We start from the raw sequence: 25,843 nt of genomic DNA, 5'->3' as shown, positions 1-25,843 counted from the left end.
AAGAAAGGAGCTGACAATAATGACACCTATATTTGCAGTAATACTTGCGGCACCTGTGGTGCTTGGCATAACAGTGCTGATATATATGTTTTACTATCGCAGAAAAATAAACAAACGGCTTGCCGAAGGCATTATATCAGAGAAAAGAGGCGGCAAACCGATGATGCCGCCGATAGTATTCGTACTGGTGACTATCATATGCGTAAGTGCAGTAACGGTGCTGCTGGTGATAGCACTGAGCATTTTCTCATTCAAGAACTTCACTTCATCAGGAAGTTCCAATGGCGGATTTGACGGTGATCCGATCGTGGATGTATGCATGGTATATAAAGAAGATCTGGAGAACAGTCCCTTTGAGGGATACAAAACGGGTGACGAAATAAAAGGCTACAAAATGTCCACAGAGAAAAACGGAGACTTTACGTTCTATTGTTATTATGTCAATGACAATATGCAGGGCGTTCTTCCCAGACTGATAGTGGTGCCTGACACAAAGGCTGATACTTCCAGATTGAGTCTGGGCTTCATAATAAAAGCGGAAGAGGGCAAAAAGGAATTGACTTTCAATGGTTCAGGAGAGCCGTATATGTTCACTTTCGACCGCGATTCATTTGAAGGCACTATCCGATTTGAAGAATTCTATTTCGATGAAGCACTGAACGGCACCTTACTTAGCTGGGAGGAAAAATCCGAAAGATCAAAAGTAAAGGGCGTCCTCGAACTGGATATGTCATATCCCGAACCTGAAGAATAATGAAAAAATGTGCTCTGCTGTGCGGGGCACATTTTTCTGATGTTTCACAGAAGCAAAAACACCCCGCGGGATATCCGCAGGGTGCGATATTTTTTAGTTCAGTCCTACGGGAGCTGTAAAGTAGTTGCCCCATGCGTAGCCCTCCTGACCGTTATACTCAACATAGAACCAGTTGTTCTCGTTGCGTATGAAAGTTACCTCAACACCGCCGGGGATAGTATCCAGTGTAGCGGAGCTTGAAGAAGGCTCGGGGTGGAGGAGCACTGCACCTGTACAGGTTATCTTCTGTGTATCCTCATCTTCCTCGTCATCATCCTGTTTTTTAGAAGTTTTCTTCTTGGTGGACTTTTTAGAACCTTCACGCTCGGTAGCGGTCTTGGTCTCGGGTCCGTGGTATTGTGTAGATGTGATAGTACCTGTAGCAAGATCACCCTTTTCAGTACCTGTAAACAAGCTCTTCCAGAAAAGCATTATTACAACCACAACTATCAGCAGTGTCAGCATTATAGCGATGATACCCTTTACTGCCGCTGATATCTGTGCATCATTTTCCTGCTGTTTTCTTGTTCTTCTTGCGCCCTGTCTGTTGGGTGATGGACGTCTTGCGCCCTGTCTGTCGGGTCTTCCCTGCATATTATGCTGTCCCTGTCTGTACTGACCGCCCTGTCCCTGCATGGGCTGGCGGGGATGATTATTTCTATGCTGATTATTCTCGGGCATTTGCCTGTCTTCCTTTCAAAAAAATAGCGCACTGCGCTCTCTCAAAATATTTTACCCTATTATTATAACGTTTTACAGACAAAATGTCAATTAAAATTCGGTTACAGTAAACCTTAGTATTTTCTTAACATCGGCAATATGAAAACGGCAATATTATATTGCCCGAAAATTGCGCAGTATATACGTTATTAGCGCATTATCGCTGTTGACTTGAAGTTAATGCAGTGGTATAATCAATACTGTAATAATTTTTCCGCGAAAGGAATGACTTTAATGAAAAAACTATCTGTAATATTTACGGCTGCTGTAATGGCATTTTCGATGGCACTTCCCGTATCTGCAGTGAAACATGAAGACCCCGCTGTTGCTTACATAACCTATGCTGATGCGCCCGAGGGTACTGTCTACACTGATATACTTATAAAACTGCCCACCGATGATGAAAGCTACACCGACTTCACACAGTCTCCAGAGGTCTGTAAAGATGGTGCAAAAGGCGGTACTTCTTTAGGTATAACGGCCGACAGCGAAATAGCAAAGTACAGCGAAGATGGATATATCAGCCTTTCACTGCACCACAATAAAGCCCTGACACTTTGCATATACTCCGATAAAGAAGTGCTGAAAATGGCAACGTCCAAAATCGATTCCTGCGATTTTATCGACCTCAGCGTAAACTACGGCGCTTTCAAGGCGGCGTATATTGACGGCGAGGGAAATATCCTCGGGGTGACTGATGCTTCTGAAACTGCATACTCCATGGATACACCTTACGGATTCAGCGCTAAGGAAAATGGGCTGACCTTTCAGCGGCACGGAGCTCACCCGCGTGCAATAGCGATAGGGATAGCTGTATCGGTGCTGGTGATAATCTCGCTTCCTCTTATCATAGGGTTAATTTATTCAAAGCGGAATAAGCGTCTGAAGCCCTCAGAACTTGCGAAAAATAATAAAAAAGATGTAAAATAACAAAAAGCGGAAAATGTCGGGTCTGATACTGACATTTTCCGCTTTATTTTTATTTGACTATCTCAGCTTTTGTGACGTAGATAAGTTCACACGCACCGTCACCTGTGTCTGTTCGGGTGGTACTGCTGTTCCATGTAAAGGTATTGCCCTTATCGTCAGCGGCTTTTACATCCACAAGATAGCCTTCCAGCTTAACCCTGTCGCCGCGGCGTATTTTCAGCACTGTACGCTTTATCCTGTCATCGGCGGGGATAATGTGGTTGTTCGATGCACTGCGTTCAACATTTTCAACATCGCCCACAGGTATAAGCTCGTCGATATCATCTACGTGCCAGGAACAGTATCTTCCCGACTGCGACCAGTGGAAATCTATCCTGTCGTTGTATTCAGCTGTTTTGCCCCATGCAAGAGCAAGATCTACAGGAGCAAGCGCTCCGCTGACTTTGGAATCGTATCGCTTGGTATGTACCACCAGTGCGTCGATCTCGTATCCTGCCTTGAAAGTGATATCCGCCTCATAGCCGCTTATGAACTTCTTGGCTGAGCCCTCGGCTTCTGTCTGCACAGGCTCGCCCAGACCTTTTATGCCCCTGCGTACTCCCCTGCCCTCGATGAACCTGTAAACAAGCACACCGACAATAACAGTCAGCAGAGTGAGAAATATTATTTTTCCCGGCTTTATCCTTCGCTCCATTTACATCATATCCTCTATCTGATAAGGAAGCTCAACAACGAATACCACACCGCCTTCAAATGGGTTATCCACGGTGATCTTGCCGTCTGCCAGATCGACTATTCTCTTTACCAGTGCAAGGCCAAGTCCGTTGCCCTCGGTGGCGCGGGAACGGTCGCCCTGATAGAATTTCTCGAATATCTTGTCTTTCTTTTCTGCGGGTATCTGGGGACCGTTATCCCATATCTTGGTAACTATGCCCATTTCTCCGCGGAAGAGGTTAACTTTTATCTGTCCGCCCTGGGGAGTGAACTTGATCGCGTTGTTGACTATGTTCTGCCATATCTGACCCATCAGATCTTCATTGCCGACGTATATGATATCTTCAAGGTCGATATCCATATCGATATCCTTTTTCGACCACTCGGGTTCGAGCATGAGTATGATCTTGCGAATCTGTTCATCAATGCGGAAACGTTTCTTCTTGCCGATGGTGGTCTGGTTCTCAAGCTTTGTAAGATTGAGTATATTCGATGAGAGTTTTGAAAGCCTTGATGTCTCATCAATGATTATCTGTGTATACTCGTCCCTGTCCTCCATGCTGAGAGTGGGGTTCTGAAAAAGCTTGGCGAAGCCCTGTATGGAAGCCAGCGGCGTTTTGAATTCGTGGGATACATTGGAGATAAAGTCACCGCGGAGAGTTTCGATACCCGAAAGCTCCTGTGCCATCTTGTTGAAGTTCCTCTGGAGAGTGCCGTACTCATCAGAACCGTTCTCACGTACTCTAACCGAGAAATTACCTCTTGCGACCTCGGAAGTCGCCATACTCAGGTCGTGTATCGGCTGAAGCATGGTGCGTCCCACGAAAGTGGTGATTATCGTACCCAGCATGATACTGGACATGAACGCCACTATGGTAACCAGGTTGACTATCCAGAAAATATTCTCACTGTTGAAAGTATTCACGCGGACGTATCTGTCTTTTATCCTGGTTATCATAATTGCACTGGGTATTATGCCCTCGGTGCTGATATAGTATCCTGTTTCGTCGATGTCATCGATATGAGCCTGTACTTCCTTGCTGTCGGGTTCAAGTACAGTGATATCATATGAAGAATTGTTCAGCAGATTGACTATCCTGTCATAATTGAACCTCTCATCATTCTGGAGTTCCTTTGCAGAAAGTGCAAATGAGGTCATCTGTGACACAGCATTCTCTTTCATCACAGGGCTGAATATCAGCAGCAGTACGCTTACGGAGATACTCGCAGATATGAACATTACTATAAAGAACATCATAGCCAGCTTGAACTGCATGGTCATGCGCTGCTTGGGTGGATGTCTGACAGGTTTCAACGATGCGGGCGGGGTATACTTTATTGCTTTTTTCACTGTTTTACCGCCTTATAACCCAGTCCTCTGACTGTTACTATGGAGAAAGCCTCAGCTGTGCCGTAACGTTCACGCAGACGCTTTATATGTACGTCCACCGTTCTTTCATCAACATCCTTATCCATGCCCCACAGTTCGTCCAGAAGCTGTCTGCGGGTGAATATCTTGTTTGGATAGGACAGCAGCTTGAACAGCAGCTTGAATTCCATCTGGGGGATAGTCTCCCCGGGCTGACCGTCAAAAGCTACTGTCTGGGCATCATAGTCAAGTACGCAGTTGCCCACGGTCATGGTGTGCTCACTGGCAAGCTTCGACCTTTTCAGAAGTGCGCCCACACGGAGTATCATCTCGTTGATATCGATAGGCTTGACCATATAGTCATCTGTGCCCGCATCGAAACCGACCTTTTTGTCCTCGAAACTCTCCTTGGCTGTTACCATTATAATAGGCATCTGGAAATTCGCGCTTCTCAGCTGTCTTGTGAGTTCGTAGCCGTCCATATTCGGCATCATGATGTCAGAGATTATCAGGTCGATATTGGTCTTTTCCAGCATATCCAGAGCTTCTATGCCGTCGCTGGCAGTAAAAGGCTGATATCCGTTCTGTTTCAGGGCAGCGCTCATCAGGCGGCGCAGGCTGGCATCGTCTTCAACAACAAGTATCTGGAACATTAAAATCACTTTCCTTTCTTCTATAAGTTTATCCGATCCGTGAAAATAAATTTGCCGCAAGTTTATTTCATTCCATTATAAATTATACTCCAGTTCGAGATGATTTGCAAACTATATTTTGCTCATTCACAAAATATTTACAATATTTTTTGTGGCAACAGTTCACATAAGAGGACTTGCAAATTCATATAACTTAGGTCTAACACCTAAAATCACCATTTTTCTCACACGTATCTGTCACAATATCCGTCGTTAGTTACAACATACCGATATTATTCGTATACCATGTTGTGCAAATATACAAATTTCAAGTCATTTTTAAATCATCTCCATAGTTCATGTTCGGTTCATATAAGGGTGGTATTATATAATCAAGATAAAGAAGAAGGTTCGGCGAAGCGGTAAAGCCTAGTGTCCGGCGAACCCCAACTCTATGAATTTAGATGTTTTCCCTCGCGCGATCCCCCAAGTCGCACTTTCACTGAACATTAGGTTTTACCGCTTCTCTGAATAACATAAAAAATTGGTGCTTGGCAGAGCTTACAAAGCTTTGCAGGTTCTGTCAATCATCAAATCCCTTTCATAATTCTATAAGAAAATTAATGCTCATTTCACGCCGATTTAGAAGTGAGCGTTAATTTTTTGTCCAAAAAACGGTACCATCAAAATATGGGATCAAAAATCGAGAAAACGTTTGAAAAAAATTTTTGGAAACCGTCCGAAAATTCATGTAGGGTTCATATAAGCATGGTATCATATAGTTACAGTAAAGGAAATAACGCGAAGATTCCTCCAATAAATTCTTCGTCTTGATGTTTGGTAAAATCTGTGAAACGCCGAAATTTGCGGATTTTGCCAAACACCAAATCCCTTTCATAATTCTATAAGAAGATTAATGCTCATTTTACGCCGAATCAAGTGGGCATTAATTTTTTTGTCTTTTTGCAGATCGGTATCTGGGTTACCGCTGCTGAGAATTTTACAAAGAAAACGATTAAGTTTTCTTGATAAAATCAAAAAATCCTTCCGAAAATTCATGCAGGGTTCATATAAGCATGGTATCATATAGGTACAATAAAGGAAATGACAAGAAAGTCCCTCCAGAATTTCTTGATCTTGATGGTTGGCAGAGTCCGTAAAACGCCGAAATTTATGGGTTTTGCCAAACATCAAATCCCTTTCATAATTCTATAAGAAAATTAATGCTCATTTCACGCCGAAAAAGTGAGCATTAATTTTTTTGTCTTTTTGCAGGAAGCTCACCTGTCATTATACAGGATACGCTGCTTAAACGTTTTAGATTTTTTTCTAAAAAATTTGAAAAACCTCCCGAAAATTCATTCTCGGTTCACACAAGGGTGGTATCATATAGATACAGTAAAGGAAATGACAAGAAGATCCCTCCAATTCTTCTTTATTCTGATGATTGGCAAAGTCCGTAAAACGCCGAAACTTATGGGTTTTGCCAATCACCAAATCCCTTTCATAATTCTATAAGAAAATTAATGCTCATTTCACGCCGAATAAAGTGAGCATTAATTTTTTTGTCTTTACGCGGACTGATTTTTCTTTGAATGCAAATCTTTTAACTAAAACGTTTGATGTTTTTTTGGAAAAATCCAAAAAAACTCCCGAAAATTCATTCTCGGTTCATACAAGGGTGTTATTATATAATCACAGTAAAGGAAGAAACAAGAAAGTCCCTCCAAAATCTTTCTTAGGTTGCTGTTTGGCAAAGTTCATAAAACGCCGAAACTTGTGGGTTTTGCCAAACACCAAATCCCTTTCATAATTCTATAAGAAAATTAATGTCCATTTCACGCCGAAATAAGTGGGCATTAATTTTTTGTCCCGAACACCGAATATTAAAACAGCCCTTTCTGCCGATACAAACAGAAAGGGCTTTATTTGCTATCTTCCCGAATTCAGGAGATCGTTCTTGATATCCCAGAGCTTCTTCGAGAGATCCACATAGTAATTGTGGGGATTTTCAAAACGTGTTACCTCGTCCCAGAGGGTGTCGACTTCTTCTGCCGCATATGCTACGATATCAGCATAGGCGGGCTTTTTGTAGACCAGCTTTCCGCCTGCGAATATTGGTACCAGAAGTTCCCTTGCCTCAAAATCCGTGACTGTCTTTTTCTTCCAGGTGAAATTCGGGTCAAACAAAGTCAGAGGGGCGTTCTCGTCAAGAACTTCATCGTGAACACACAGCAGGTCGGCTATCGCCTTATGGTTCACCCTGTCGTAAATGCGATATACTTTCTTGAAATGAGGATTGGTGATCTTCACCACGTTCTCGCTTATCTTGATCTTCGGGGTTATATTTCCGTTGGTATCTTCAACGGCGACAAGCTTATATACTCCGCCGAAAACAGGTTCACTGCGGGCGGTGATGAGTCTTTCGCCCACGCCGAAGCCGTCTATCGCAGCACCCTGGAATATCATATCGCGGATAATGTATTCGTCCAGCGAATTTGAAGCGATTATCTTGCAGTCGGGATAGCCCGCATCGTCCAGCATCTTTCTGGCTTTTTTGGAAAGATAGGTGATATCCCCCGAATCCAGCCTTACGCCTACGGGACGTTTGCCAAGGGGCTTCAGTACATCGTCAAAAGCCTTGATAGCGTTGGGGATACCGCTTTTCAGTACGTTAAAAGTATCCACAAGAAGTACGGTGCTGTCGGGATAGCATTTGCAGTACGCCGCGAAAGCGTCATACTCGCTGTCGAACATCTGCACCCATGAATGCGCCATAGTTCCTGTTGCGGGGAATCCGAAAAGCTGGTCGGTTATGGTGCAGGCGGTATTCTTCACGCCGCCTATGCCCGCCGCCCTTGCGCCCAGGATAGCCGCGTCCGCACCGTGGGCTCGCCTTGAACCGAATTCGCTGACTGCCCTGCCCTGTGCCGCCCGCGCGATGCGGTTCGCTTTAGTGGCGATAAGCGACTGATGGTTTACGCACAGCAGAAGATAAGTTTCGATAAGCTGAGCCTGTATAGCAGGTGCGCGTACCGTGATGATAGGCTCGTTCGGGAATATCACTGTACCCTCGGGGACTGCCCATACGTCACCTGTGAATTTAAAATCTGCCAGATAATTTAAAAATTCCTCGCTGAATACGCCCTTGCCGCGAAGGTATCTTATATCATCATCGGAGAAATGCAGATCATCGATGTAGTCGATTATCTGTTCAAGTCCGCAGGCAACTGCAAATCCTCCGCCGTCGGGAACTCTTCGGAAAAACAGGTCAAAGTAAGCTGTCTTGCTGTCCATTCCGCTGAGGAGGTAGCCGTTGCCCATTGTCAGCTCGTAAAAGTCACAGAGCATGGTGTAATTCAGTTCGGTCATTTTTATCTTCCTTTCTGTTTACGATATTGTTATACGGCAGAAGTTTTCCCGCCGTTACAATAAGGATACCACACCCTGCCCCCGATGTCAAGGGCAGACAAAAAGGCGGGGAGCACCATGCTCTCCGCCTTTTTACAGTAAATGATATTTATCTCATGCCATATCAGCAAGTTCGGGTATTACAAATCCTTCATCCACCACAAGTATCCTTTTGCCCTTTGCATGCGCCGCAATCTTGGTGATATCTGCGATACTCTGCTTGCCGTCACGGTTAACATCCGAGAGGTCGGACTGCTCTTCGTCAGCAGGTACACGCTTGCCTTTTATGAATGCGGCAGCCATCGAAATATCGTTAATATTTATCTTGCCGTCGCGGGTGATATCGCCGTATCTGTATAACTTGACATCTGCCGCACTCAGCGAACTTCCCACTGTCAGTGCTGTCTTTACGGGTCGGCATGAATATCCCAGTATCCATACCACATATTCGCCCTCGGGCATGTCTGCATACATAGTGCCGTCAGATGCTGCATTCTCCTTGATGACTGCGCCTTTGCTGTCTATAAACACTACCTGCGTATTGCTGTCGCCGCCCTTTATCGAAAGAACAGTGTTGCATTCTATCTCGATAACGTCATCGCGATCATCGGGACCTTTATAGTCTTCGGGAGAAACTATGTTGAAATTCATACTCGCAGTACCGTTGTAATTACCGATACCCACAACAGTTATCGTAGCTGTGCCTATGTTCACATTATTTTTGCAGGATACTGTATAATCCCTGCCCTCGACCATTGCCGCACCCGAAACAGGGCTTCTCAGTTCAAACTTTATCTTTAAGGGCTTGCCTGTATATTTTACATCATCGATCTTTTTGATGCTCCAGGGATATCCGATATCGGCGGGCTCTATCTTGAATGTATAGCTCAGTGAGCCGAGATAATCGCCCTTGCCCGTTATAGTAAGCTTACCTGTGCCTACCTCTGTGTTATCGGAATACTCAACAGTATAATCCTTGTCCTTTTGTAAGGTATACGTACTCTCTTTTATGGTTATCTTAGGTTCTATCGCTTCACCTGTATATACTATACCACTTGTCTTCACTGTGATATCCTGCCTGCTCAACTGCACGGGAGCACGCCTTGATATCAGGAAATCCACTGTCTTTGTTCCGTTGAAATAGCCCATGCCTCTGATCGTCAGATGACCTGTACCCACAGCATTGTTGTTCTTATAGCTGACGGTATAATCCGTACCCTCTATCAGACGCTTGCCGCTTGAATGTACCTTTATCTTTGGCTCGACCGCGCTGTTTGTATAGATATGGGTTTCATCAGCGAACTCGATCTCAGCAGCAGCCACTGATGTTGCGGGCATTACCTCACCGTCAACTTTTTTATGACATTCCGAACATTCCTTATAGCGGTAGCCCGGTTCTGTCGCAGTCGGTCCTTTCTCAACTATCCATGGACCTCGGGTGTGCTTATGGGTTATGGTGACCTTGCAGGATACATCATCAAAGAAATCTTTACCGTCGCCTGCATAAAAGGACAGTACGCCTTCCTTTTTGGGTATCAGATATATGTTTCCGCCTGACTGTATATCATCTATATAATCACGAAGATATCCGCCGCTGTCGCAGCTGTGCCATATACGGTATCCGCCTGTTATAAGAGGATGGTCGTATGCTTTTATCAGCAAAGAATCCCCTATTTCCACCTCATAGCTATCCTTTGGGAATGCGAGAGTATAATCCTCCTCGTCCAGAAGGTCGAAATAATTCACCTTATAGCTGATTGGTCTTTCCTTGCCTTCCTTGTCGTAAATGCCTGTTATCGTTATGTCGATAACATCGTTCTTCGGAAATACACCCGGATTGAATATTATGCAATTGTTGTTCGATGCTATGTTTGCATCACTTACATCAAAATATCCGATCAGCTTTGAGACATCGTTGGGTGACTTATTATCGAAAGTCATAGTCTTGCCTGTGAGCTTTGAAGTCAGAGTTACCCTGACCTTATCCCTCTTCGGTGCGGAATAGACCTTTGTACTGAGGGTAACGGAATATGCATAACCGTTCTTTTCATCGATAGATACAAATTCATTCGGCATATTCGATGGCGGCCAGCAGATATAATCCCCGGTAAATTTATCCTTACGGGTCTTGTCCCTGACATACATCGCAGTACCGTCATATACCGCGCCCAGACCTGTTTTCTGCATATCGGGATTAAGTATCCAGCGCCTGTGACCAAGCTTTGATATATTGTTCTTATCGGTATCGAACATATAGCCCTCGACTACCGATGCCTGGATATTCAGATATCCCTTGCCTATATTGGAATCACCTGAACCCTGCTTTGCCAGAGCAAATACCTCGTCGCTCATTACGGAGGGTTTGGTGGGGGTGTGGCTCAGCATCTGATTGATATATATTATCAGGCTTGCGTTCTGCGCAAGTTCGTTGTAACTTTCATCAAGCTCAACATCGTAGGGCAGACCTGCCAGATATCGGCAGAAGTTGACGGAATCAAGACCGTCATCAAGGGTGTCCTGTTCCAGTTTGCCTGCATATGTAGGCTTTTTCGTAGAATAAGCTTCACTGTAAGCGGGAACATCATGGAGATCGAAATACATCTTCTGATACATTTCTTTGATCTCGGACTGCGTATGCCTTTCAAGCTCATAGGCTTCTGCGCACACCATAGCAGACAATGCAGCCGCTGATGCAATTGCTGCTGTGAACAGACCTCTGAACAGATTTTTTATCATTTCTATCCTCCTCCACGCCCGTCGGAACCACATGGGTCAATTTGTTAATTGTTCTAAATTTTTTCGAGTAAATTAATATGTTATTTTCGCTAAATCAATTATATCACAATTTTGATATAATTTCAACATAATATGCCATGTTAATTGAACTGAAATTCCCGCGCCTGCTTTGTCTATATTCAACAAGACAACATTTATTTATAGGAAAACATGATATAAGCGCGAAACTGCGGTCTGTGCTCCGATTTACCTTATCTGCATACAAAAAGCCCCGAAGCACTTTAAAATGCTTCGGGGCAGGATCATATAGTCTGATATTATTTCAGCGAATTGACAGCGGCTTTCCTGTCTTCAGCGCCGAAGATGTAAGAGCCTGAAACGAACACATTCGCACCCGCTTCTCGGCAGAGTTTAACAGTCTCACCGTTCACGCCGCCATCGACCTCGATGTTCACTTCAGAACGTCCCATGCTGTCGAGAAGATAGCGTATCTCGCTTATCTTTTCCAGCGTGTCAGCCACAAATTTCTGTCCGCCGAATCCTGGCTCGACAGTCATCACAAGCACCATGTCCACACTGCCGAGATAAGGCTTGACCTCCGAAACGGGAGTACCGGGCTTTATGGATATACCCGCGCTTATCCCGTGGGAATGTATCTTGTCTATCACAGCCTGCGGATCGCTTGCCGCTTCAAGATGGAATGTGATGTTATCCGAACCTAATCCCGCGTAATCATCGATATAGCGTATGGGGTCGGTTATCATCAGATGAGTGTCCATAGGCACCGATGCCGCTTTCCTCACACATTTCAGCACAGGTGTGCCGAAGCTGATATTGTTCACGAAAACGCCGTCCATGACATCACAGTGCAGCCAGTCAGCACCTGCCTTTTCAATGCTTTTTATCTCGTTTTTCAGATCTGCCAGATCACAGCCCAGCAGTGAAGCCGATACAAGATTTTTCATATTTTCACGACCTTAATTATTATATTATACGAAGCCGTATTTATTTTCTTATCTGACCGTTGCCTGTTACGATGTACTTGGTCGTGGTCATCTCGCGCAGACCCATAGGTCCTCTTGCGTGGAGCTTCTGAGTGGATATACCCAGCTCGGCACCCAGACCGAACATCTCGCCGTCGGTGAAACGTGTAGAAACATTTACGTATACAGCCGCCGCATCGATACGCTTAGTGAATTCCTGCGCAGAGAACAGGCTCTCGGTAACTATGCACTCGGAATGTCCAGTGCTGTACTTTGAGATATGCTCGATAGCCTCAGCAAGGTCATCAACTACCTTTACTGCTATAATATAATCCAGGAACTCTGTTGCATAGTCGTCCTCATCAGCGGGAACAACACAGCCGCCAAGTATCTGCTTGGTAAGCTCACAGCCGCGTATCTCCACATTATGCTCGTCAAGACGCTTCTTCAGCTTGGGCAGGAACTTCTCAGCAACATCGCGGTGTACAAGACAGGTCTCCACAGCGTTGCATACAGAAGGTCTCTGTGTCTTGCCGTTATCAACGATGTCAACAGCCATTTTCAGGTCAGCCGAAGCATCAACATAAACATGGCAGTTGCCTGTGCCTGTTTCGATAACAGGAACAGTAGCTGTCTGTACAACAGCCTTGATAAGCTGTGCACCGCCGCGGGGAACAAGTATATCGATGTACTTGTTAGCTGTCATCATATCGTGTGCGATACCTCTGTCGGTATCCTCTACCAGCTGGATAATATCGGGATCGAAACCTGCCCTCTTTACTGCAACACGCATCAGGTCAGCCAGGCATTTGTTTGAGTTTATAGCTTCCTTGCCGCCGCGGAGGATAACTGCGTTGCCGCTTTTAAGGCTGAGTATAGCCGCATCAACGGTAACGTTGGGACGTGCTTCGTATATCATGCCAACAACGCCCATAGGTACGCGGACTCTCTCTATCTTCATGCCGTTGGGACGAGTGCTTCCGTCAACTACCTCGCCCACAGGGTCGGGATACTTTGCAAGTGCTTCGCAGGCATTTGCCATGCCCTCTATTCTTGCATCGTTAAGTGCAAGTCTGTCCAGCAGGGATTCGGTCATCTTGCGTATTCTGCCGTTTTCGAGATCAACAGCGTTAGCCTCGATGATCTCTTTCTTGCTGCTGCGGAGGATATGTGCTATCTCCAGCAGAGCATCATTTTTCATGTCAGATGAAGCGAAAGCGATAGTGCCCTTGGCTGCCTGCGCTTTCTGACCCAGTGTGTCGATGTAACCCATTATAAAAACTCCTTTCAGAAAATCGTTTTATCAAATATATTTTACCATGAAATATTTATCCAGTTTAGGATCGGTGCGGCTTTTCCTGATGAACTCCACCGTGAACCCACACTTCTCATAAAATCCCGCCGCCTGAAAACGGTGAGTTGTAAGGCTGATGTGATCATATCCTTTGTCACGGAACCTGTCTTCCACAGCCTTTATCAGTGCTGTGCCGATATCCTTGCCGCGGTATTCTTTACGTACTATCAGTTCGCTGATATGTACTTCATTATAGTAAGCATGACCCATCACCGCACCCACGATATCACTACCGTCCTTTGCGGCAAATGTAAACTCGTTATAATCGGCTGACGTTCCGTTCTCGGCTGAATGTTCCTCAAAACCATCAGCAACGAATCTTTCAAGTTCTTCATCTGCGTTCTCGCAGAAAACTATCTCAGCCATAATTTCATCTCCATCCGAAGATAGTATACACGCCGTTTTCTTCCTCACAGGGTATGGAATACTTTTTCAGTATATCTTCAAGTTCTTTCCCCGCATCAATTATCTCGGGGGCAATAAGTTTACCGCGCACCTTTTGGGTGCATGGTCGTATCTTCACCCATTCCAGTGCAAAGGCACCGTTGAACAAGCCCTCGTATACATAGGCTTCGTGCCAGTTTATTTCCTCGGTGCATGGCTCTTCATCTGTGATAAATTTTGCAGTATACGTCGGCAGGAACGGCATTTCGTTCATCATAGCCCGCCGCAGGATATCCCACTTTTCCTTGCTCAGACAATTTTCAAGACCTTTTGCCTGTGCCGCCTGAAAAGCTTCTGATTTAAGTTCGTCAGCAGTCATGATACACCTCGGTTCAAAGCCCCAGTATCGTGAAGCACCCGCAGTTCTCAAATGCGTCTTCCACCCAGAGGGCGGCTTCATCGGTTATCTCTTTGACTATACCGCCTTTCTTTTCGGCAAGGCGGCATACCTCTTCCCACTTATCGGGATAGATAAGGTTCTCGCCGCAGTCATCGTAATCGGACAGGACGTTTTTCAGTATCTCTTCCAGCCCGCAGGTATACATTATATCATCATGCAGGAATATGGAACCATCGTTATGGTAGCGGTCGCCTTTATCCCAGTCCCATTCGCCTTTGAAAAACTCATAATATACAGTGCTGACGCGCTCATTATTATGGACGAAATACTTCATACTATCCCTCCTGTGCGGTGCTTATGTTTTTCTTGTTTCCGCCGTGCCTGATATGCCTAAACAGTGCATATATCCCGTAACCTGCCATAGCACCTGTGGTGTTCAGAATAAGGTCGTCGATATCGCTCGCCCTTACCGCAAAGGGAAGCTGTAATATCTCTATGCAAAGTGACATCCCTGCACCTGCCGCGGTAACTTTCCAAAAGCTGTCAAGACGTTTGAAGAGTATCGGCAGTATTATCCCGCTTGGTATGAACATCATCACATTACCCGGGATATTCAGCAGAATGTCAGCAGGGTCAATGTAATCGAGGATATTCACGAAAGGTATGATATTTATCCTTAGCGGAAATATATTCGCGGTATCGAATTCCAGCGGCAGTACCCTGCCGTTGTTCGTCTGCATCGGAAAAAATGTTATCCTCAGCAGAACAGCTAAATTCACATACATAAGCAAAAGCATCAGCTCACGCTTTATATGCAGCTTTTTGTTCTTTAAAGCCAACACCGCTCTTATGATGACCCACAACACAGCGAATACTATCTCGGTTGGTATAAACGGTATGTATATCACTGATCTTCAACTATATCGCTGTCACTGCTCTCGTCGATAGCAGGCTCTTTCTTTTCGGCAAGTGAACCCTTAGCCTTGAACCTTGTGCCCAGACTTCCTGTCTCGAACAGGTAGTACAGATTATCGGGGTTCTTGCCGTTGAGTATTATCATATCGATGCCATTATTGACAGCTATCTCGGCGGCGTTTATCTTGGTTATCATACCGCCTGTACCCATCTTGGTGCCTGCACCGCCTGCAAGTTTCCTGATATCGTCGGTAAGTTCTTCAACTACGGGTATCAGCTTGGCATCGGGGTCAAGACGGGGATCGGCGTCGTAAAGTCCGTCGATATCTGACATTATTATCAGCAGATCGGCATTTGCTATCTTAGCCACGGTAGCCGCCAGCGAATCGTTCTCGCCAACTTCAAGCTCCAGCTCATCGATGGCAACAGTGTCATTCTCGTTGACTATCGGTATAGCACCAAGCTGTATAACTCTTTCCAGAGCGTTCTGAACGTTCTGTCTTCTGTCCTCTAACAGCACGAACTTTGTCAGCAGAAGCTGTGCCACATTTATGCTGTATTCCGCAAAAAGCTTGTCATAAAGGTACATAAGCTCACACTGACCCACAGCCGCACACGCCTGCTTTGTGGGGGTATCCTTTGGTCGTTCCACCAGACCTATCTTTGACATACCCAGACCGATAGCGCCGCTTGATACAAGTATTATCTCGTGACCCGCATTCTGCAGGTCTGCCAGATTCTTTACCAGTCCCTCAACGCGCCTTATATTAAGTCTGCCCGTGCGGTGGGTAAGGGTAGATGTACCGACCTTTACCACAACTCTCTTCTTATCTTTTAAATATGACATTTCAACAGCTTCTTTCCTTATACTTTATCCAACTACTACAATATCTCATTAAGATTATCATAAACGAATTCCTGTGCCGTTCTCGGGAAAAGAACGGTCTTGTAAGTCCTGTTGAGAGATGATATCTTTTCCCTCTCGATTATCCCTGCCTCCTCCGAAAGTATGGTAGCCGCCAGTCGTTTCTGACCGTTCTCCACCTTTTCAGTGAGGTAGTTCTCGTTTATGAGCCAACTTTTTATAGCCTCGCTGACAGGCTTCTTGTCGGCGCTGAGTCCCAGCTGAGTGAGTATCTCGTCACACATCTGCGGAAGAGAAAGCTCTTCGTCCATACCTTGCAGACCCTCCGCGCCGTTCTTTATCATATCAGCCAGACTTCCGCTTTCGGCAGTATCCGACTGCATATTTTTCCTTTCGGGGTGTTCACGGAGATACTTGTTTATCTCCGCCGTGAAGTACATACCATACCTCTCCTGCTTTACCTTGCCCACGCCGGGCACTTCCAGAAAATCGCTCTGTGTCACAGGCATACGCACGCACATCTCACGCAGTGCAGAATCTCCGAAAACTATGTAGGCTGGCACCGATATCTCTGCCGCCAGCTTCGCACGAAGTTCACGCAAACGCTCGAACAGTTCTCTGTCAAAAGCGGTAACGCCGCGCTCTTTCTTTTTGATAACAGCAGGTTCGTCCTTGCTGTGCTTCGGCAGACGCATACTTACCTTTTTATTCTGCATCAGCACCTCAGCAGACCTCCGTGTCAGCACAAGCGTGCTGTGCTCGCCCTCGGTAAGATAGCCCTCAGCCTGTAAATACTGTATCTCGGAGCGTATCTGCGCTGTGGATACATCTTTCATTATCGAATAGGTGGAAAGGGTATCCAGTCCGAACTGCTTTATCTTTGAATTTGCAGAACCTTTCAGCACAGCGGATACCACCACCGCACCGAAATGCATATTCCTCTGATGCAGTCTGTATACGCAGGAAAGTATCTTCTGCGCATCAACGGTTATATCAGTAAGTTCTGTCTCTCCAAGACAGTTCGAGCAGTTTCCGCAGCTGCATTGGCGCTTTTCGCCGAAATAATCCAGTATGAACTGCCTAAGACATCTGCCTGTGTTGCAGTAATCCGTCATCTGACGAAGCTTTTGCAGATCACGCTTTTTGACAAGTTCCTGCGCCTCATCGTCCAGTTCCGAATTATCCCGCGAATTTTCAATAAGGAATTTATTGGTAACTATATCCCGCGCCCCATACAGAAGTATGCATTTTGCCTCACTTCCGTCACGGCCTGCACGGCCCGCTTCCTGATAATAATTTTCAAGATTTTTGGGCATATTATAATGGATGACAAAGCTGACATTGGATTTATCTATGCCCATGCCGAAAGCATTGGTCGCCGCGATAAGGTTCACACGGTCATATATGAAATCGTCCTGATTCTTTTTTCTTTCCTCTGCCGAAAGCCCCGCATGATACCTCGTGCAGGCGATGCCGTCAGCAGTCAGCTTTTCGCTGACCTCGTCCACCGCTTTTCTGGTGGCACAGTAGATTATCCCGCAGCTGCCCTTGTTTTCCAGAACTATCTTCTTAGCGGCAGCATACTTGTCCTTAGCGTGTTTCACTCCGAAATAGAGGTTCTCACGGTCAAATCCCGTGGTCACCGATACAGGGTCGTTAAGTCCCAGCATACGCACGATATCCGACCTTACCTGGTCTGTCGCCGTTGCCGTGAATGCGCCAACCGTAGGACGATAAGGAAGCTGTTCAAGAAACTCGGATATCCTCAGATAATGTGGTCGGAAATCCTGTCCCCACTGAGATACGCAGTGTGCTTCGTCCACAGCTACCAGCGATATCTTCACATTCCTTGCAAGTCCCAGAAAAGATGGCGTACAAAGCCTTTCGGGTGCAACATATATCAGCTTGTACATTCCCCGCGAAGCATTGGCTATTGCGGTGTTGTACTGCTGTGTCGTAAGGGAAGAATTAAGATAAGCCGCCCTCACGCCCGACTGTATAAGGCTGTTGACCTGATCTTTCATCAGCGATATCAGCGGCGATATGACAAGCGTTATGCCATCAAGCATCAGCGCAGGTATCTGATAGCACATGGATTTTCCCGCACCAGTAGGCATTATGCCCACAGCATCGCGTCCGCTGAGAAGCGCATCGATAAGAGGTAGCTGTCCCTCACGAAAATCCGTATGCCCGAAGAAATCGCGCAATACGCTGTATTTATCCGAAAAATCGGTCATTGTATCATCAGCTCTTTCCGGGATTAACCTTTCGGCGGTCAATTGACCCGCCTAATTATACATACACAGTATATTATATCACATTCCGCAGAAAAATGCAACGGTTTAAATTTTTAATTCACATTTCATAATTCATAATTAATAATTATTGTCATGAGCTTTGTGTACTTTCCTATAAATTGCTAATGCCATAAAAAAGGAGAATAAAATGCTTATAGTTTTTATCCGCTCAATTATCCTGTATTTTGTAATAACCGCAGCCGTCCGACTTATGGGAAAGCGCCAGATAGGCGATCTTCAGCCCTCGGAACTTGTGATAACAATGCTTCTTTCCAACATCGTGACCCTCACCGTCGAAGATATCAGCATACCCATGATAATGGGCATCGTTCCCGTCTTCACACTCGTCAGCATAGATGTCTTAGTGTCATATCTTTCGCTGAGGTCGCGGCGTATCCGCCGTACTGTCAGCGGTTCATCAAAACTGATAATATCCGACGGCAAGATCGACCAGAAAGTGATGCGTGAACTTCGCTTCACCACCGATGATCTCATGGCATCGTTACGCGCACAGCAGATTTTCGACCTCGCCGATGTCCAGTTCGCAGTAGCCGAAACAACAGGTACTATCTCCATCTGCCCGAAGAAGTCTTCCGTACCGCCCACTGCCAAGGACTTAGGCATGACTCCCGAAAACACAAACCCACCCGTCATGCTGATAAGCGACGGTGAAGTTTCCACCGCCGCCCTGAGATTTTTAGGTCTTGATATGGAATGGCTGAACAAAGTTGTCAAAGCCGATGGCGCATCGATCACCGATATCTTCATAATGACCGCCGAAAGCCCATCAAAATATACTATTATAAAAAAGGAGAAAAATCAATGAAACGACTTCTGATAAGCCTGACCCTGCTGACCTCTATCCTCGCCGCAGGTATCCTGTCCGCCGCATACATCAGAAATGCTAACACCCGAATTCAGAGCCTTTGCGCCGAGATAAGAGAACAAGCACTCGCCGATGCAGACCCGTCAGCCGCTGTATCCGAGCTTCGCACCTGCTGGCAGGAACACTGCAAGATACTCTCATTTCTCGAAAACTTCAACAGCGTATCAGCAATATCCGCCGAAATGAGCCGACTGCCCGCTCTTGCCACAGCCGCACCTGCCGACCTTGTGGAACAGATAGATTTCATCTCCGAACAATGCCGTCTTCTATCCCGACGCCATCTTCCGAGCCTGCGTTCTTTGCTGTAAGATGACCCATCAAACCAACAAAAAACAGCCCGCAGAAAATTCTGCGGGCTGAACGTATTAGCATATTAGTCCTGATACTTGCCTCTCTTAACGTAGGTAGTATGCAGATACTTGTGAGCGTTGTGAGCGCCGGGAGCTTCAAAGAAGTCCTTGTACAGCATATCGCAAACAGGGCTCTCGTGAGACATTCTCAGCTTCATGCTGCTGTCTGCATCGTACAGAGCCTTAGCTCTGATAGCCTTGAGGTCAACGAAGTTTCTAACTGCGTCGCTCTGAACAGGCTGACCGCCGCCGTTGATACAACCGCCGGGACAAGCCATGATCTCAACGAACTGGTAATCTCTCTCGCCGGAGAGTATGCCGTCGATGATCTCTCTTGCGTTAGCAAGACCGGAAGCAACTGCTACCTTTACGGTAACGCCGCCTACTGTGTAGGTAGCTTCCTTCAGACCCTTTGTACCTCTTACATCGTGGAACTCCAGAGGCTCGCACTTGCCGTCCAGCTTAACAGCTGCGGTTCTGAGAGCAGCCTCCATAACGCCGCCTGTTGCGCCGAAGATAGCGCCTGCACCGGAAGCGATCTCGAAAGGATCGTCGAACTTCTCGTCAGGCAGAGCATTGAAGTCGATACCAGCTTCTCTGATCATTCTGCCCAGCTCACGGGTTGTGAGTGCAACATCAACGTCATCATAATCGCCGTTTCTCTGCTCTTCTCTTGTTACCTCGAACTTCTTAGCAGTACAAGGGATAACGCTGACTACGAACAGGTTCTTGGGATCGATGCCGTTCTTCTGGCAGTAGTAGCTCTTGAGCAGTGCGCCGAACATCTGCTGAGGAGACTTGCAGCTCGACAGATGAGGCAGGAAATCAGGATAGAAGTGCTCACAGAACTTTACCCAACCGGGGCAGCAAGAGGTGAACATAGGCAGAGTGCCCTTGTTCTGAATCCTCTCGATCAGCTCGTTAGCTTCTTCCATGATCGTCAGGTCGGCAGTAACGTCCATGTTGAAGATGTTAACGTCGCCCAGTCTTCTGATAGCAGCGACCATCTTGCCCTCAACGTTAGTACCAACAGGGTTGCCGAACTCTTCGCCCAGAGTAGCTCTGATAGAAGGAGCGGTGAAGAATACGACCTTCTTCTCGGGATCTGCGATAGCGTCCCAAACCTTCTTTTCGCTGCTCTTCTCGGTAAGAGCGCCAACAGGGCAGGATACGATACACTGACCGCAGCCTACGCAAGCGGTAGATGCCAGAGGCATATCGAATGCGGAACCAACGTGAACGTTGAAACCTCTTCTGATGTTGCCGATAACAGAAACACTCTGTACATTCTTACAAGCAGCAACGCATCTCATACACTGGATGCACTTGTTGTTATCTCTTACGAGGAAAGGAGTGGAGTCATCGATAGGCTTGTTCATTTCCTCGGGCATGAATCTGTCCTCATCTGCGCCGTAAGCAATGCTGAGCTTCTGCAGCTCGCAGTTGTTAGCTCTTACGCAGGAGAGACACTTCTTCTTGTGGTTGGAAAGGAGAAGTTCCAGAGTAGTCTTTCTGGACTTTCTTACCTTAGGAGTATTTGTGAATACCTCCATGCCTTCTGCTGCAGGATGTGTACAAGCAGCAACAAGACCTCTTGCGCCTGTGATCTCAACTACACAGATACGGCAAGCGCCGATGCAGTTAACGTCCTTCAGGTAGCAGAGTGTAGGTATATCAACATTAGCAGCCTTAGCAGCTTCGAGAACGGTAGAACCTGCGGGAACTTCAACAGGTATGCCGTTTATTTTAAGATGAATCATTTCCATAGTTCTATACCCTCCTCTTACTTCTTGATGATAGCGCCGAACTTACAGTTGTTCATGCAGACACCGCACTTGATACACTTGGTTGTATCGATAACGTGAGGATTCTTGACAGTACCTGTAATAGCGTTTGCGGGACAATTTCTAGCGCAGAGCGTACAGCCCTTGCACTTGTCGGCGATGATCTCATACTGGAGCAGGTTCTTGCAGACGCCTGCAGGACATTTCTTGTCCTTGATGTGAGCAAGATACTCGTCGCCGAAATACTGAAGTGTGGAGAGTACAGGGTTAGGAGCAGACTGACCCAGTGCGCACAGTGAAGAAGACTTCATGTGTGTAGCCAGATCCTGGATCTTCTCCAGATCCTCCATCTCGCCCTTGCCGTCAGTGATCTTCTCCAGCAGCTGGAGGAGCTTTCTTGTACCAACACGGCAGGGAGTACACTTACCGCAGCTCTCATCAACAGTGAAGTTGAGGTAGAACTTGGATACATCGACCATACAGTTGTCCTCGTCCATAACGATAAGTCCGCCTGAACCCATCATGGAGCCCAGAGCAGCGAGGCTCTCGTAGTCGATAGGAGTATCTATATGCTGTGCAGGGATACATCCGCCTGAAGGACCACCTGTCTGCGCAGCCTTGAATGCCTTGCCATCAGGGATACCGCCGCCGATCTCTTCGATGATCTCACGGAGAGTAGTACCCATGGGTATCTCAACCAGACCAACGTTAGTGATCTTGCCGCCCAGAGCGAATACCTTAGTACCCTTGGACTTCTCAGTACCCATAGCAGAGTACCAAGCAGCACCCTTTCTGATGATCTGTGCAATGTTAGCGTATGTCTCAACGTTGTTCAGCAGAGTAGGCTTGCCGAACAGACCCTTAACAGCAGGGAAAGGAGGTCTCGGACGAGGCTCACCTCTGTTACCCTCGATAGAGGTCAGCAGAGCAGTCTCTTCGCCGCATACGAACGCACCTGCACCCAGTCTGATCTCGATATCGAAATCGTGACCTGTGCCCAGGATGTCCTTGCCAAGCAGACCGTACTCTCTTGCCTGATCCAGAGCGATCTGGAGTCTGTTAACAGCAACAGGATACTCAGCTCTTACGTATACATAACCCTGGTGAGCGCCTACAGCGTAGGAAGCTATTGTCATAGCCTCGATAACAGCGTGGGGGTCACCCTCGAGGATAGATCTGTCCATGAATGCGCCGGGGTCGCCCTCGTCTGCGTTACAAGCAACGTACTTAACATCGCCGGGAGCGTCCTTTGTGAACATCCACTTTCTGCCGGTGGGGAAGCCTGCACCGCCGCGTCCTCTGATACCGGAATCGAGAACTTCCTTAACTACCTCATCGGGAGTCATGGAGGTCAGTGCCTTATACAGTGCCTGATAACCGTCGGTAGCGATATACTCCTCGATATCCTCGGGGTCGATAACGCCGCAGTTTCTCAGAGCTATTCTCTTCTGCTTTCTGTAGAAGTTTGTCTCATACAGAGAAATGATGGAACCGTCCTCGTGAACAGTCTCCTGATACAGCAGATCCTTGCAGATCTCGCCGTTTACGAGATGCTCGTCAACGATTCTCTTGATGCCCTCGGGAGTAGCCTGTGCATAGAAAGCACCCTCGGGGTATACAATAACGATAGGACCGAGAGAGCAAAGACCGAAGCAGCCTGTTCTTACAACGAGTACTTCGTCAGCGATGCCCTTTGCAGCCAGCTCATCTTTCAGAGCCTTCAGAACGTCCATAGAATGTGAGGACTGGCAGCCGGTACCGCCGCATACGAGTACCTGCTTGCGGTAGCCTGTTTCCTTGGCGAGCTTCTCGCCTTCCTCAGCGATTATTGTCCTGACTTTAACGATATCCGCCTTAGCGGCTTTGATCTTATTCAGTTCTTCGATGGTCATACTGCCTTACCTCCTTACTTGTAGCTATCCAGGATCTTTGCGACCTGTTCGGGTTTCAGCTTGCCGTAAACGTCCTCGTCTACCAGCATTACGGGAGCCAGACCGCATGCGCCAACGCAGCGGCAGGAATCGATGGAGAACATACCATCAGCAGTACACTCACCGCTCTTTATGCCCAGCTTTGCTTCAACAGCCTCCAGTATCTTATCGGAGCCCTTAACATAGCAGGCAGTACCGAGACAGACGCTGATCCTGTGCTTGCCCTTGGGGGTAAGAGAGAACTGGCTGTAGAATGTTGCAACGCCGAATACCTCCGACAGTGAAACGCCCAGTCCGTCAGCGATCATCTTCTGGACCTCGATAGGAAGATAGCCGTAGATCCCCTGAGCCTCCTGCAATGTAGGCATCAGTCCACCGGGCTGGTCATGGTGCTTAGCAATGACTTCCTTAAGCTGTGCCTCCTGCTCAGGAGTACCCTGAAAAGGAATAACGGTTTTCTCAGTCATAAAATAACCTCCTTAATTGATTTTGCATAACAAAATATACTGATCATGCGCTGCGCGTATAAAGACAGTCATCATCCTCTGCGAAATGTGCAAAATGCAGAATTTCTCCGGACATAAAAACAAAGCCGTCTGTTATACCTTTTTACATAGGGGATATAAGTGCGTATATGCCCCATAAATCAAGGCGCAGCCAACATTATTATTATACATTATTTCGACTTTCTTTTCAAGCATTTTGGAAAAATTAATAACCAAACTTAATTGCATTTTTTTATGCATTTTTACGCAAAATGTTCGGTTAGCTGTGTATAATTCAGTTAGTATAGACTAATTTTTAGCCGATACCCCACATTTCCGACCTATAAAACAAATCCTGTTTACCATGGGTCATATATGATTTGATATACCTGCAAGAATTCTTTCATTTTTATTTGCGTAACAATGCGTTAATAAAATGTCAATTGATAAAATGCACAAAATAATTTCGCTAAATTTGTGAATGATTTTTCGTAATTTTTGTATACAAAACACAAAAAATATGCTATAATAAAATCAGCCCAAAGGAAAGGAGCGATGTTCCATGAGGTCTATCATAACTATAAGCCGTGAGTTTGGCAGCGGCGGCAGAGAGATCGGCAAGCTGCTTGCCAAAGATCTTGATATCCCGTTTTATGATAAAGAGCTTCTGGAAATGGCTTCCAAGGACAGCGGGATATGCGAAGAGCTTTTCGTCAAGAACGACGAGAGTTATACCAACAGCTTTCTGTTCTCCCTTGTTATGGGCAGTTATCCTGTATCTGCGGATGGCAGGATAAATCCCGACCTACCTCTGAACCACAAGATATTTCTTGCGCAGTTCGATACTATCAGGAAACTTGGCGATAAGGGTCCCTGCGTTATAGTCGGCAGATGTGCAGACTATGTTTTAAGGGATAACCCGAGGGTCATCAATTTCTTCCTAACGGGAGACCTGGCTGATAAAAAAGCGCGTATCCTTGGCAGATACGATATTGAAAAGGACAAGGTGGAGGACTTCATCAAGAAGACCGATAAACGCCGTGCTTCCTATTATAATTATTATACCGACCAGAAATGGGGCGCAGCTCCCAATTTCGACCTGTGCATCAATACGTCCAAGACGGGGATACAGGGTGCGGTACAGCTCATGAAGGAGTATATAGCTATCAAAGAGAACTATAAGCCCGATTGAGTACCTTAAATAACGACATTCATGTTTTTAATTCATTTTACTTTCCTTACTACGAAAAGACACCGAGCCGGGAGGTCGGTGTCTTTTTGTGTGCAAAAAAACAAGAGGTACCGTAAGACGATACCTCTGAAGCTACTATTATAAATTATACATTATCCACTATTCATTTTATACCGTGATCCAGTAACGCTTCATCTGAGCACCATCGACATCGATGGTTTTCTCGAATACCCCACCGTTATCAAGAATGATTTTCTCACTGGCAATGTTATCAGCGTTGCACGTTACAAGCATCTTTTCTATGCCGAGCTTTCTGGCGTTCTGAATATTCAAGCGTAGCATTTCCTTGCCGTAGCCCTTTCTGCGTTCCGAGGGACGAACGGAATATCCGCAGTGCCCGCCCCAAGTCCCGAGAATAGGGTGGTCTATGTGGTGTCGCAGATCAATTATCCCAACAATACGATCGTCACTTTGCCTGACCGCCAGATATGTGTCAGATGGTACCTGTGAACCGACTTCGCCGCACGTTGCTTTGTTACTGCGAAGTTCACAGATGCGTATCCATTCTTCGACGGAACTGCAAGTATCCAATGACATACAGCCTGCAAACTGATCTTCGCTGTCTGCATCATTTTCCAGTATCTCACTCCTGAATGCCCAGATATCCTTGGCATGATCGTGGTCGGGTGAAATAAGTCTTATTGTATCCACA

23 protein-coding genes are annotated in these 25,843 nt (G+C 46.3%); 5 read left to right on the top strand and 18 right to left on the bottom strand.

All coding sequences use genetic code 11. From position 1 onward, the window contains the following. The first annotated feature begins 19 nt into the window (after nt 1-19). The gene (locus N773_RS0114945; protein WP_024858545.1) at nt 20-754 is read left to right on the top strand and encodes a hypothetical protein; all 735 of its coding nucleotides are present in this window, start codon (nt 20-22) and stop codon (nt 752-754) included. Nucleotides 755-847: 93 nt separating this feature from the next. On the opposite strand, the gene N773_RS0114940 is transcribed toward N773_RS0114945, so the two are convergent. Further along, the gene (locus tag N773_RS0114940; RefSeq protein WP_024858544.1) at nt 848-1,474 is read right to left on the bottom strand and encodes an SH3 domain-containing protein; all 627 of its coding nucleotides are present in this window, start codon (nt 1,472-1,474) and stop codon (nt 848-850) included. 273 nt (nt 1,475-1,747) lie between these two features. On the opposite strand from N773_RS0114940, the gene N773_RS0114935 reads away from it, so the two are divergent. Beyond that, nucleotides 1,748-2,443 carry a hypothetical protein gene (locus tag N773_RS0114935; protein ID WP_024858543.1) on the top strand — a complete coding sequence of 232 codons (696 nt, stop codon included), beginning with the start codon at nt 1,748-1,750 and terminating at the stop codon, nt 2,441-2,443. Nucleotides 2,444-2,492: 49 nt separating this feature from the next. Here N773_RS0114935 and N773_RS20340 read toward each other — a convergent pair whose 3' ends face one another. From N773_RS20340 to recQ, 13 genes are all read right to left on the bottom strand, one after another. After that, a complete protein-coding gene (locus N773_RS20340) occupies nt 2,493-3,137 on the bottom strand; it encodes a hypothetical protein (protein WP_024858542.1) in 645 nt (214 codons plus the stop codon). Then, entirely contained in the window at nt 3,138-4,508 is a 1,371-nt protein-coding gene (locus N773_RS20335) for a HAMP domain-containing sensor histidine kinase (RefSeq protein ID WP_024858541.1), read from the bottom strand. After that, entirely contained in the window at nt 4,505-5,179 is a 675-nt protein-coding gene (locus N773_RS0114920) for a response regulator transcription factor (protein WP_024858540.1), read from the bottom strand. Before N773_RS0114920 ends, N773_RS20335 begins: the two co-directional genes overlap by 4 nt. Before the next feature lie 1,911 nt (nt 5,180-7,090). After that, complete coding sequence (locus tag N773_RS0114915; protein ID WP_024858539.1) at nt 7,091-8,530, bottom strand: nicotinate phosphoribosyltransferase; 1,440 nt, start codon at nt 8,528-8,530, stop codon at nt 7,091-7,093. Between the two features lie 153 nt (nt 8,531-8,683). Then, nucleotides 8,684-11,305 carry a dockerin type I domain-containing protein gene (locus tag N773_RS0114910; RefSeq protein WP_024858538.1) on the bottom strand — a complete coding sequence of 874 codons (2,622 nt, stop codon included), beginning with the start codon at nt 11,303-11,305 and terminating at the stop codon, nt 8,684-8,686. A 317-nt stretch (nt 11,306-11,622) separates the two neighbouring features. Continuing rightward, nucleotides 11,623-12,270, bottom strand: coding sequence for a ribulose-phosphate 3-epimerase (gene rpe / locus N773_RS0114905; protein ID WP_024858537.1), 648 nt, complete (start codon nt 12,268-12,270; stop codon nt 11,623-11,625). 40 nt (nt 12,271-12,310) lie between these two features. Then, entirely contained in the window at nt 12,311-13,561 is a 1,251-nt protein-coding gene (locus N773_RS0114900; protein WP_024858536.1) for a glutamate-5-semialdehyde dehydrogenase, read from the bottom strand. Nucleotides 13,562-13,591: 30 nt separating this feature from the next. Beyond that, on the bottom strand, nt 13,592-14,008 hold the full coding sequence (locus N773_RS0114895) for a GNAT family N-acetyltransferase (protein ID WP_024858535.1): 417 nt from the start codon (nt 14,006-14,008) through the stop codon (nt 13,592-13,594). 4 nt (nt 14,009-14,012) lie between these two features. Next, nucleotides 14,013-14,456, bottom strand: coding sequence for a DUF6678 family protein (locus tag N773_RS0114890; RefSeq protein WP_155250904.1), 444 nt, complete (start codon nt 14,454-14,456; stop codon nt 14,013-14,015). Next, entirely contained in the window at nt 14,419-14,760 is a 342-nt protein-coding gene (locus N773_RS0114885; RefSeq protein ID WP_024858533.1) for a hypothetical protein, read from the bottom strand. The genes N773_RS0114890 and N773_RS0114885 overlap by 38 nt, the downstream gene beginning before the upstream one ends. 1 nt (nt 14,761) lies before the next feature. Next, nucleotides 14,762-15,334, bottom strand: coding sequence for a VanZ family protein (locus tag N773_RS0114880; RefSeq protein ID WP_037287974.1), 573 nt, complete (start codon nt 15,332-15,334; stop codon nt 14,762-14,764). Then, nucleotides 15,331-16,188 carry a glutamate 5-kinase gene (gene proB, locus N773_RS0114875; protein ID WP_024858531.1) on the bottom strand — a complete coding sequence of 286 codons (858 nt, stop codon included), beginning with the start codon at nt 16,186-16,188 and terminating at the stop codon, nt 15,331-15,333. The genes N773_RS0114880 and proB overlap by 4 nt, the downstream gene beginning before the upstream one ends. 35 nt (nt 16,189-16,223) lie before the next feature. After that, nucleotides 16,224-18,443, bottom strand: coding sequence for a DNA helicase RecQ (recQ, locus tag N773_RS0114870; RefSeq protein WP_024858530.1), 2,220 nt, complete (start codon nt 18,441-18,443; stop codon nt 16,224-16,226). A 271-nt stretch (nt 18,444-18,714) separates the two neighbouring features. On the opposite strand from recQ, the gene N773_RS0114865 reads away from it, so the two are divergent. After that, nucleotides 18,715-19,329 (top strand): DUF421 domain-containing protein, encoded by a 615-nt coding sequence (locus N773_RS0114865; RefSeq protein ID WP_242840398.1) that lies wholly within the window; start codon nt 18,715-18,717, stop codon nt 19,327-19,329. Then, the gene (locus N773_RS0114860; protein ID WP_024858528.1) at nt 19,326-19,697 is read left to right on the top strand and encodes a DUF4363 family protein; all 372 of its coding nucleotides are present in this window, start codon (nt 19,326-19,328) and stop codon (nt 19,695-19,697) included. The genes N773_RS0114865 and N773_RS0114860 overlap by 4 nt, the downstream gene beginning before the upstream one ends. A 65-nt stretch (nt 19,698-19,762) precedes the next feature. Here N773_RS0114860 and N773_RS0114855 read toward each other — a convergent pair whose 3' ends face one another. The 3 genes from N773_RS0114855 to nuoE are packed head-to-tail and all read right to left on the bottom strand — an operon-like array spanning nt 19,763 to nt 23,921. Beyond that, entirely contained in the window at nt 19,763-21,505 is a 1,743-nt protein-coding gene (locus tag N773_RS0114855) for an NADH-dependent [FeFe] hydrogenase, group A6 (protein WP_024858527.1), read from the bottom strand. 17 nt (nt 21,506-21,522) lie between these two features. Next, a complete protein-coding gene (nuoF, locus tag N773_RS0114850) occupies nt 21,523-23,415 on the bottom strand; it encodes an NADH-quinone oxidoreductase subunit NuoF (RefSeq protein WP_024858526.1) in 1,893 nt (630 codons plus the stop codon). Between the two features lie 14 nt (nt 23,416-23,429). Beyond that, on the bottom strand, nt 23,430-23,921 hold the full coding sequence (gene nuoE / locus N773_RS0114845) for an NADH-quinone oxidoreductase subunit NuoE (RefSeq protein ID WP_013499541.1): 492 nt from the start codon (nt 23,919-23,921) through the stop codon (nt 23,430-23,432). A 580-nt stretch (nt 23,922-24,501) separates the two neighbouring features. On the opposite strand from nuoE, the gene N773_RS0114840 reads away from it, so the two are divergent. Then, on the top strand, nt 24,502-25,131 hold the full coding sequence (locus tag N773_RS0114840) for an AAA family ATPase (protein ID WP_024858525.1): 630 nt from the start codon (nt 24,502-24,504) through the stop codon (nt 25,129-25,131). Nucleotides 25,132-25,299: 168 nt separating this feature from the next. Here the strand turns inward: N773_RS0114840 and N773_RS0114835 are convergent, their stop codons facing one another. Further along, on the bottom strand, nt 25,300-25,842 hold the full coding sequence (locus tag N773_RS0114835) for a GNAT family N-acetyltransferase (RefSeq protein ID WP_024858524.1): 543 nt from the start codon (nt 25,840-25,842) through the stop codon (nt 25,300-25,302). Between the last annotated feature and the right edge of the window lies 1 nt (nt 25,843).

Origin of the sequence: Ruminococcus albus AD2013 (assembly GCF_000526775.1) — a bacterium.
GTDB classification, from domain to species: domain Bacteria; phylum Bacillota; class Clostridia; order Oscillospirales; family Ruminococcaceae; genus Hominimerdicola; species Hominimerdicola alba_A.
Note: the sequence above shows the minus strand (reverse complement) of the source record. Positions and strands in the feature narration are given on the sequence as shown.

Coding starts and splice junctions, on each gene's coding strand:
- N773_RS0114860 (WP_024858528.1), top strand. CDS start 19,326: ATGAAACGACTTCTGATAAGCCTGACCCTGCTGACCTCTATCCTCGCC.
- N773_RS0114840 (WP_024858525.1), top strand. CDS start 24,502: ATGAGGTCTATCATAACTATAAGCCGTGAGTTTGGCAGCGGCGGCAGA.
- recQ (WP_024858530.1), bottom strand. CDS start 18,443: ATGACCGATTTTTCGGATAAATACAGCGTATTGCGCGATTTCTTCGGG.
- N773_RS0114940 (WP_024858544.1), bottom strand. CDS start 1,474: ATGCCCGAGAATAATCAGCATAGAAATAATCATCCCCGCCAGCCCATG.
- N773_RS0114865 (WP_242840398.1), top strand. CDS start 18,715: ATGGGAAAGCGCCAGATAGGCGATCTTCAGCCCTCGGAACTTGTGATA.
- rpe (WP_024858537.1), bottom strand. CDS start 12,270: ATGAAAAATCTTGTATCGGCTTCACTGCTGGGCTGTGATCTGGCAGAT.
- N773_RS0114910 (WP_024858538.1), bottom strand. CDS start 11,305: ATGATAAAAAATCTGTTCAGAGGTCTGTTCACAGCAGCAATTGCATCA.
- nuoE (WP_013499541.1), bottom strand. CDS start 23,921: ATGACTGAGAAAACCGTTATTCCTTTTCAGGGTACTCCTGAGCAGGAG.
- N773_RS0114900 (WP_024858536.1), bottom strand. CDS start 13,561: ATGGGTTACATCGACACACTGGGTCAGAAAGCGCAGGCAGCCAAGGGC.
- nuoF (WP_024858526.1), bottom strand. CDS start 23,415: ATGACCATCGAAGAACTGAATAAGATCAAAGCCGCTAAGGCGGATATC.
- N773_RS0114915 (WP_024858539.1), bottom strand. CDS start 8,530: ATGACCGAACTGAATTACACCATGCTCTGTGACTTTTACGAGCTGACA.
- proB (WP_024858531.1), bottom strand. CDS start 16,188: ATGTCATATTTAAAAGATAAGAAGAGAGTTGTGGTAAAGGTCGGTACA.
- N773_RS0114855 (WP_024858527.1), bottom strand. CDS start 21,505: ATGGAAATGATTCATCTTAAAATAAACGGCATACCTGTTGAAGTTCCC.
- N773_RS20340 (WP_024858542.1), bottom strand. CDS start 3,137: ATGGAGCGAAGGATAAAGCCGGGAAAAATAATATTTCTCACTCTGCTG.
- N773_RS0114935 (WP_024858543.1), top strand. CDS start 1,748: ATGAAAAAACTATCTGTAATATTTACGGCTGCTGTAATGGCATTTTCG.
- N773_RS0114885 (WP_024858533.1), bottom strand. CDS start 14,760: ATGAAGTATTTCGTCCATAATAATGAGCGCGTCAGCACTGTATATTAT.
- N773_RS0114895 (WP_024858535.1), bottom strand. CDS start 14,008: ATGGCTGAGATAGTTTTCTGCGAGAACGCAGATGAAGAACTTGAAAGA.
- N773_RS0114945 (WP_024858545.1), top strand. CDS start 20: ATGACACCTATATTTGCAGTAATACTTGCGGCACCTGTGGTGCTTGGC.
- N773_RS0114920 (WP_024858540.1), bottom strand. CDS start 5,179: ATGTTCCAGATACTTGTTGTTGAAGACGATGCCAGCCTGCGCCGCCTG.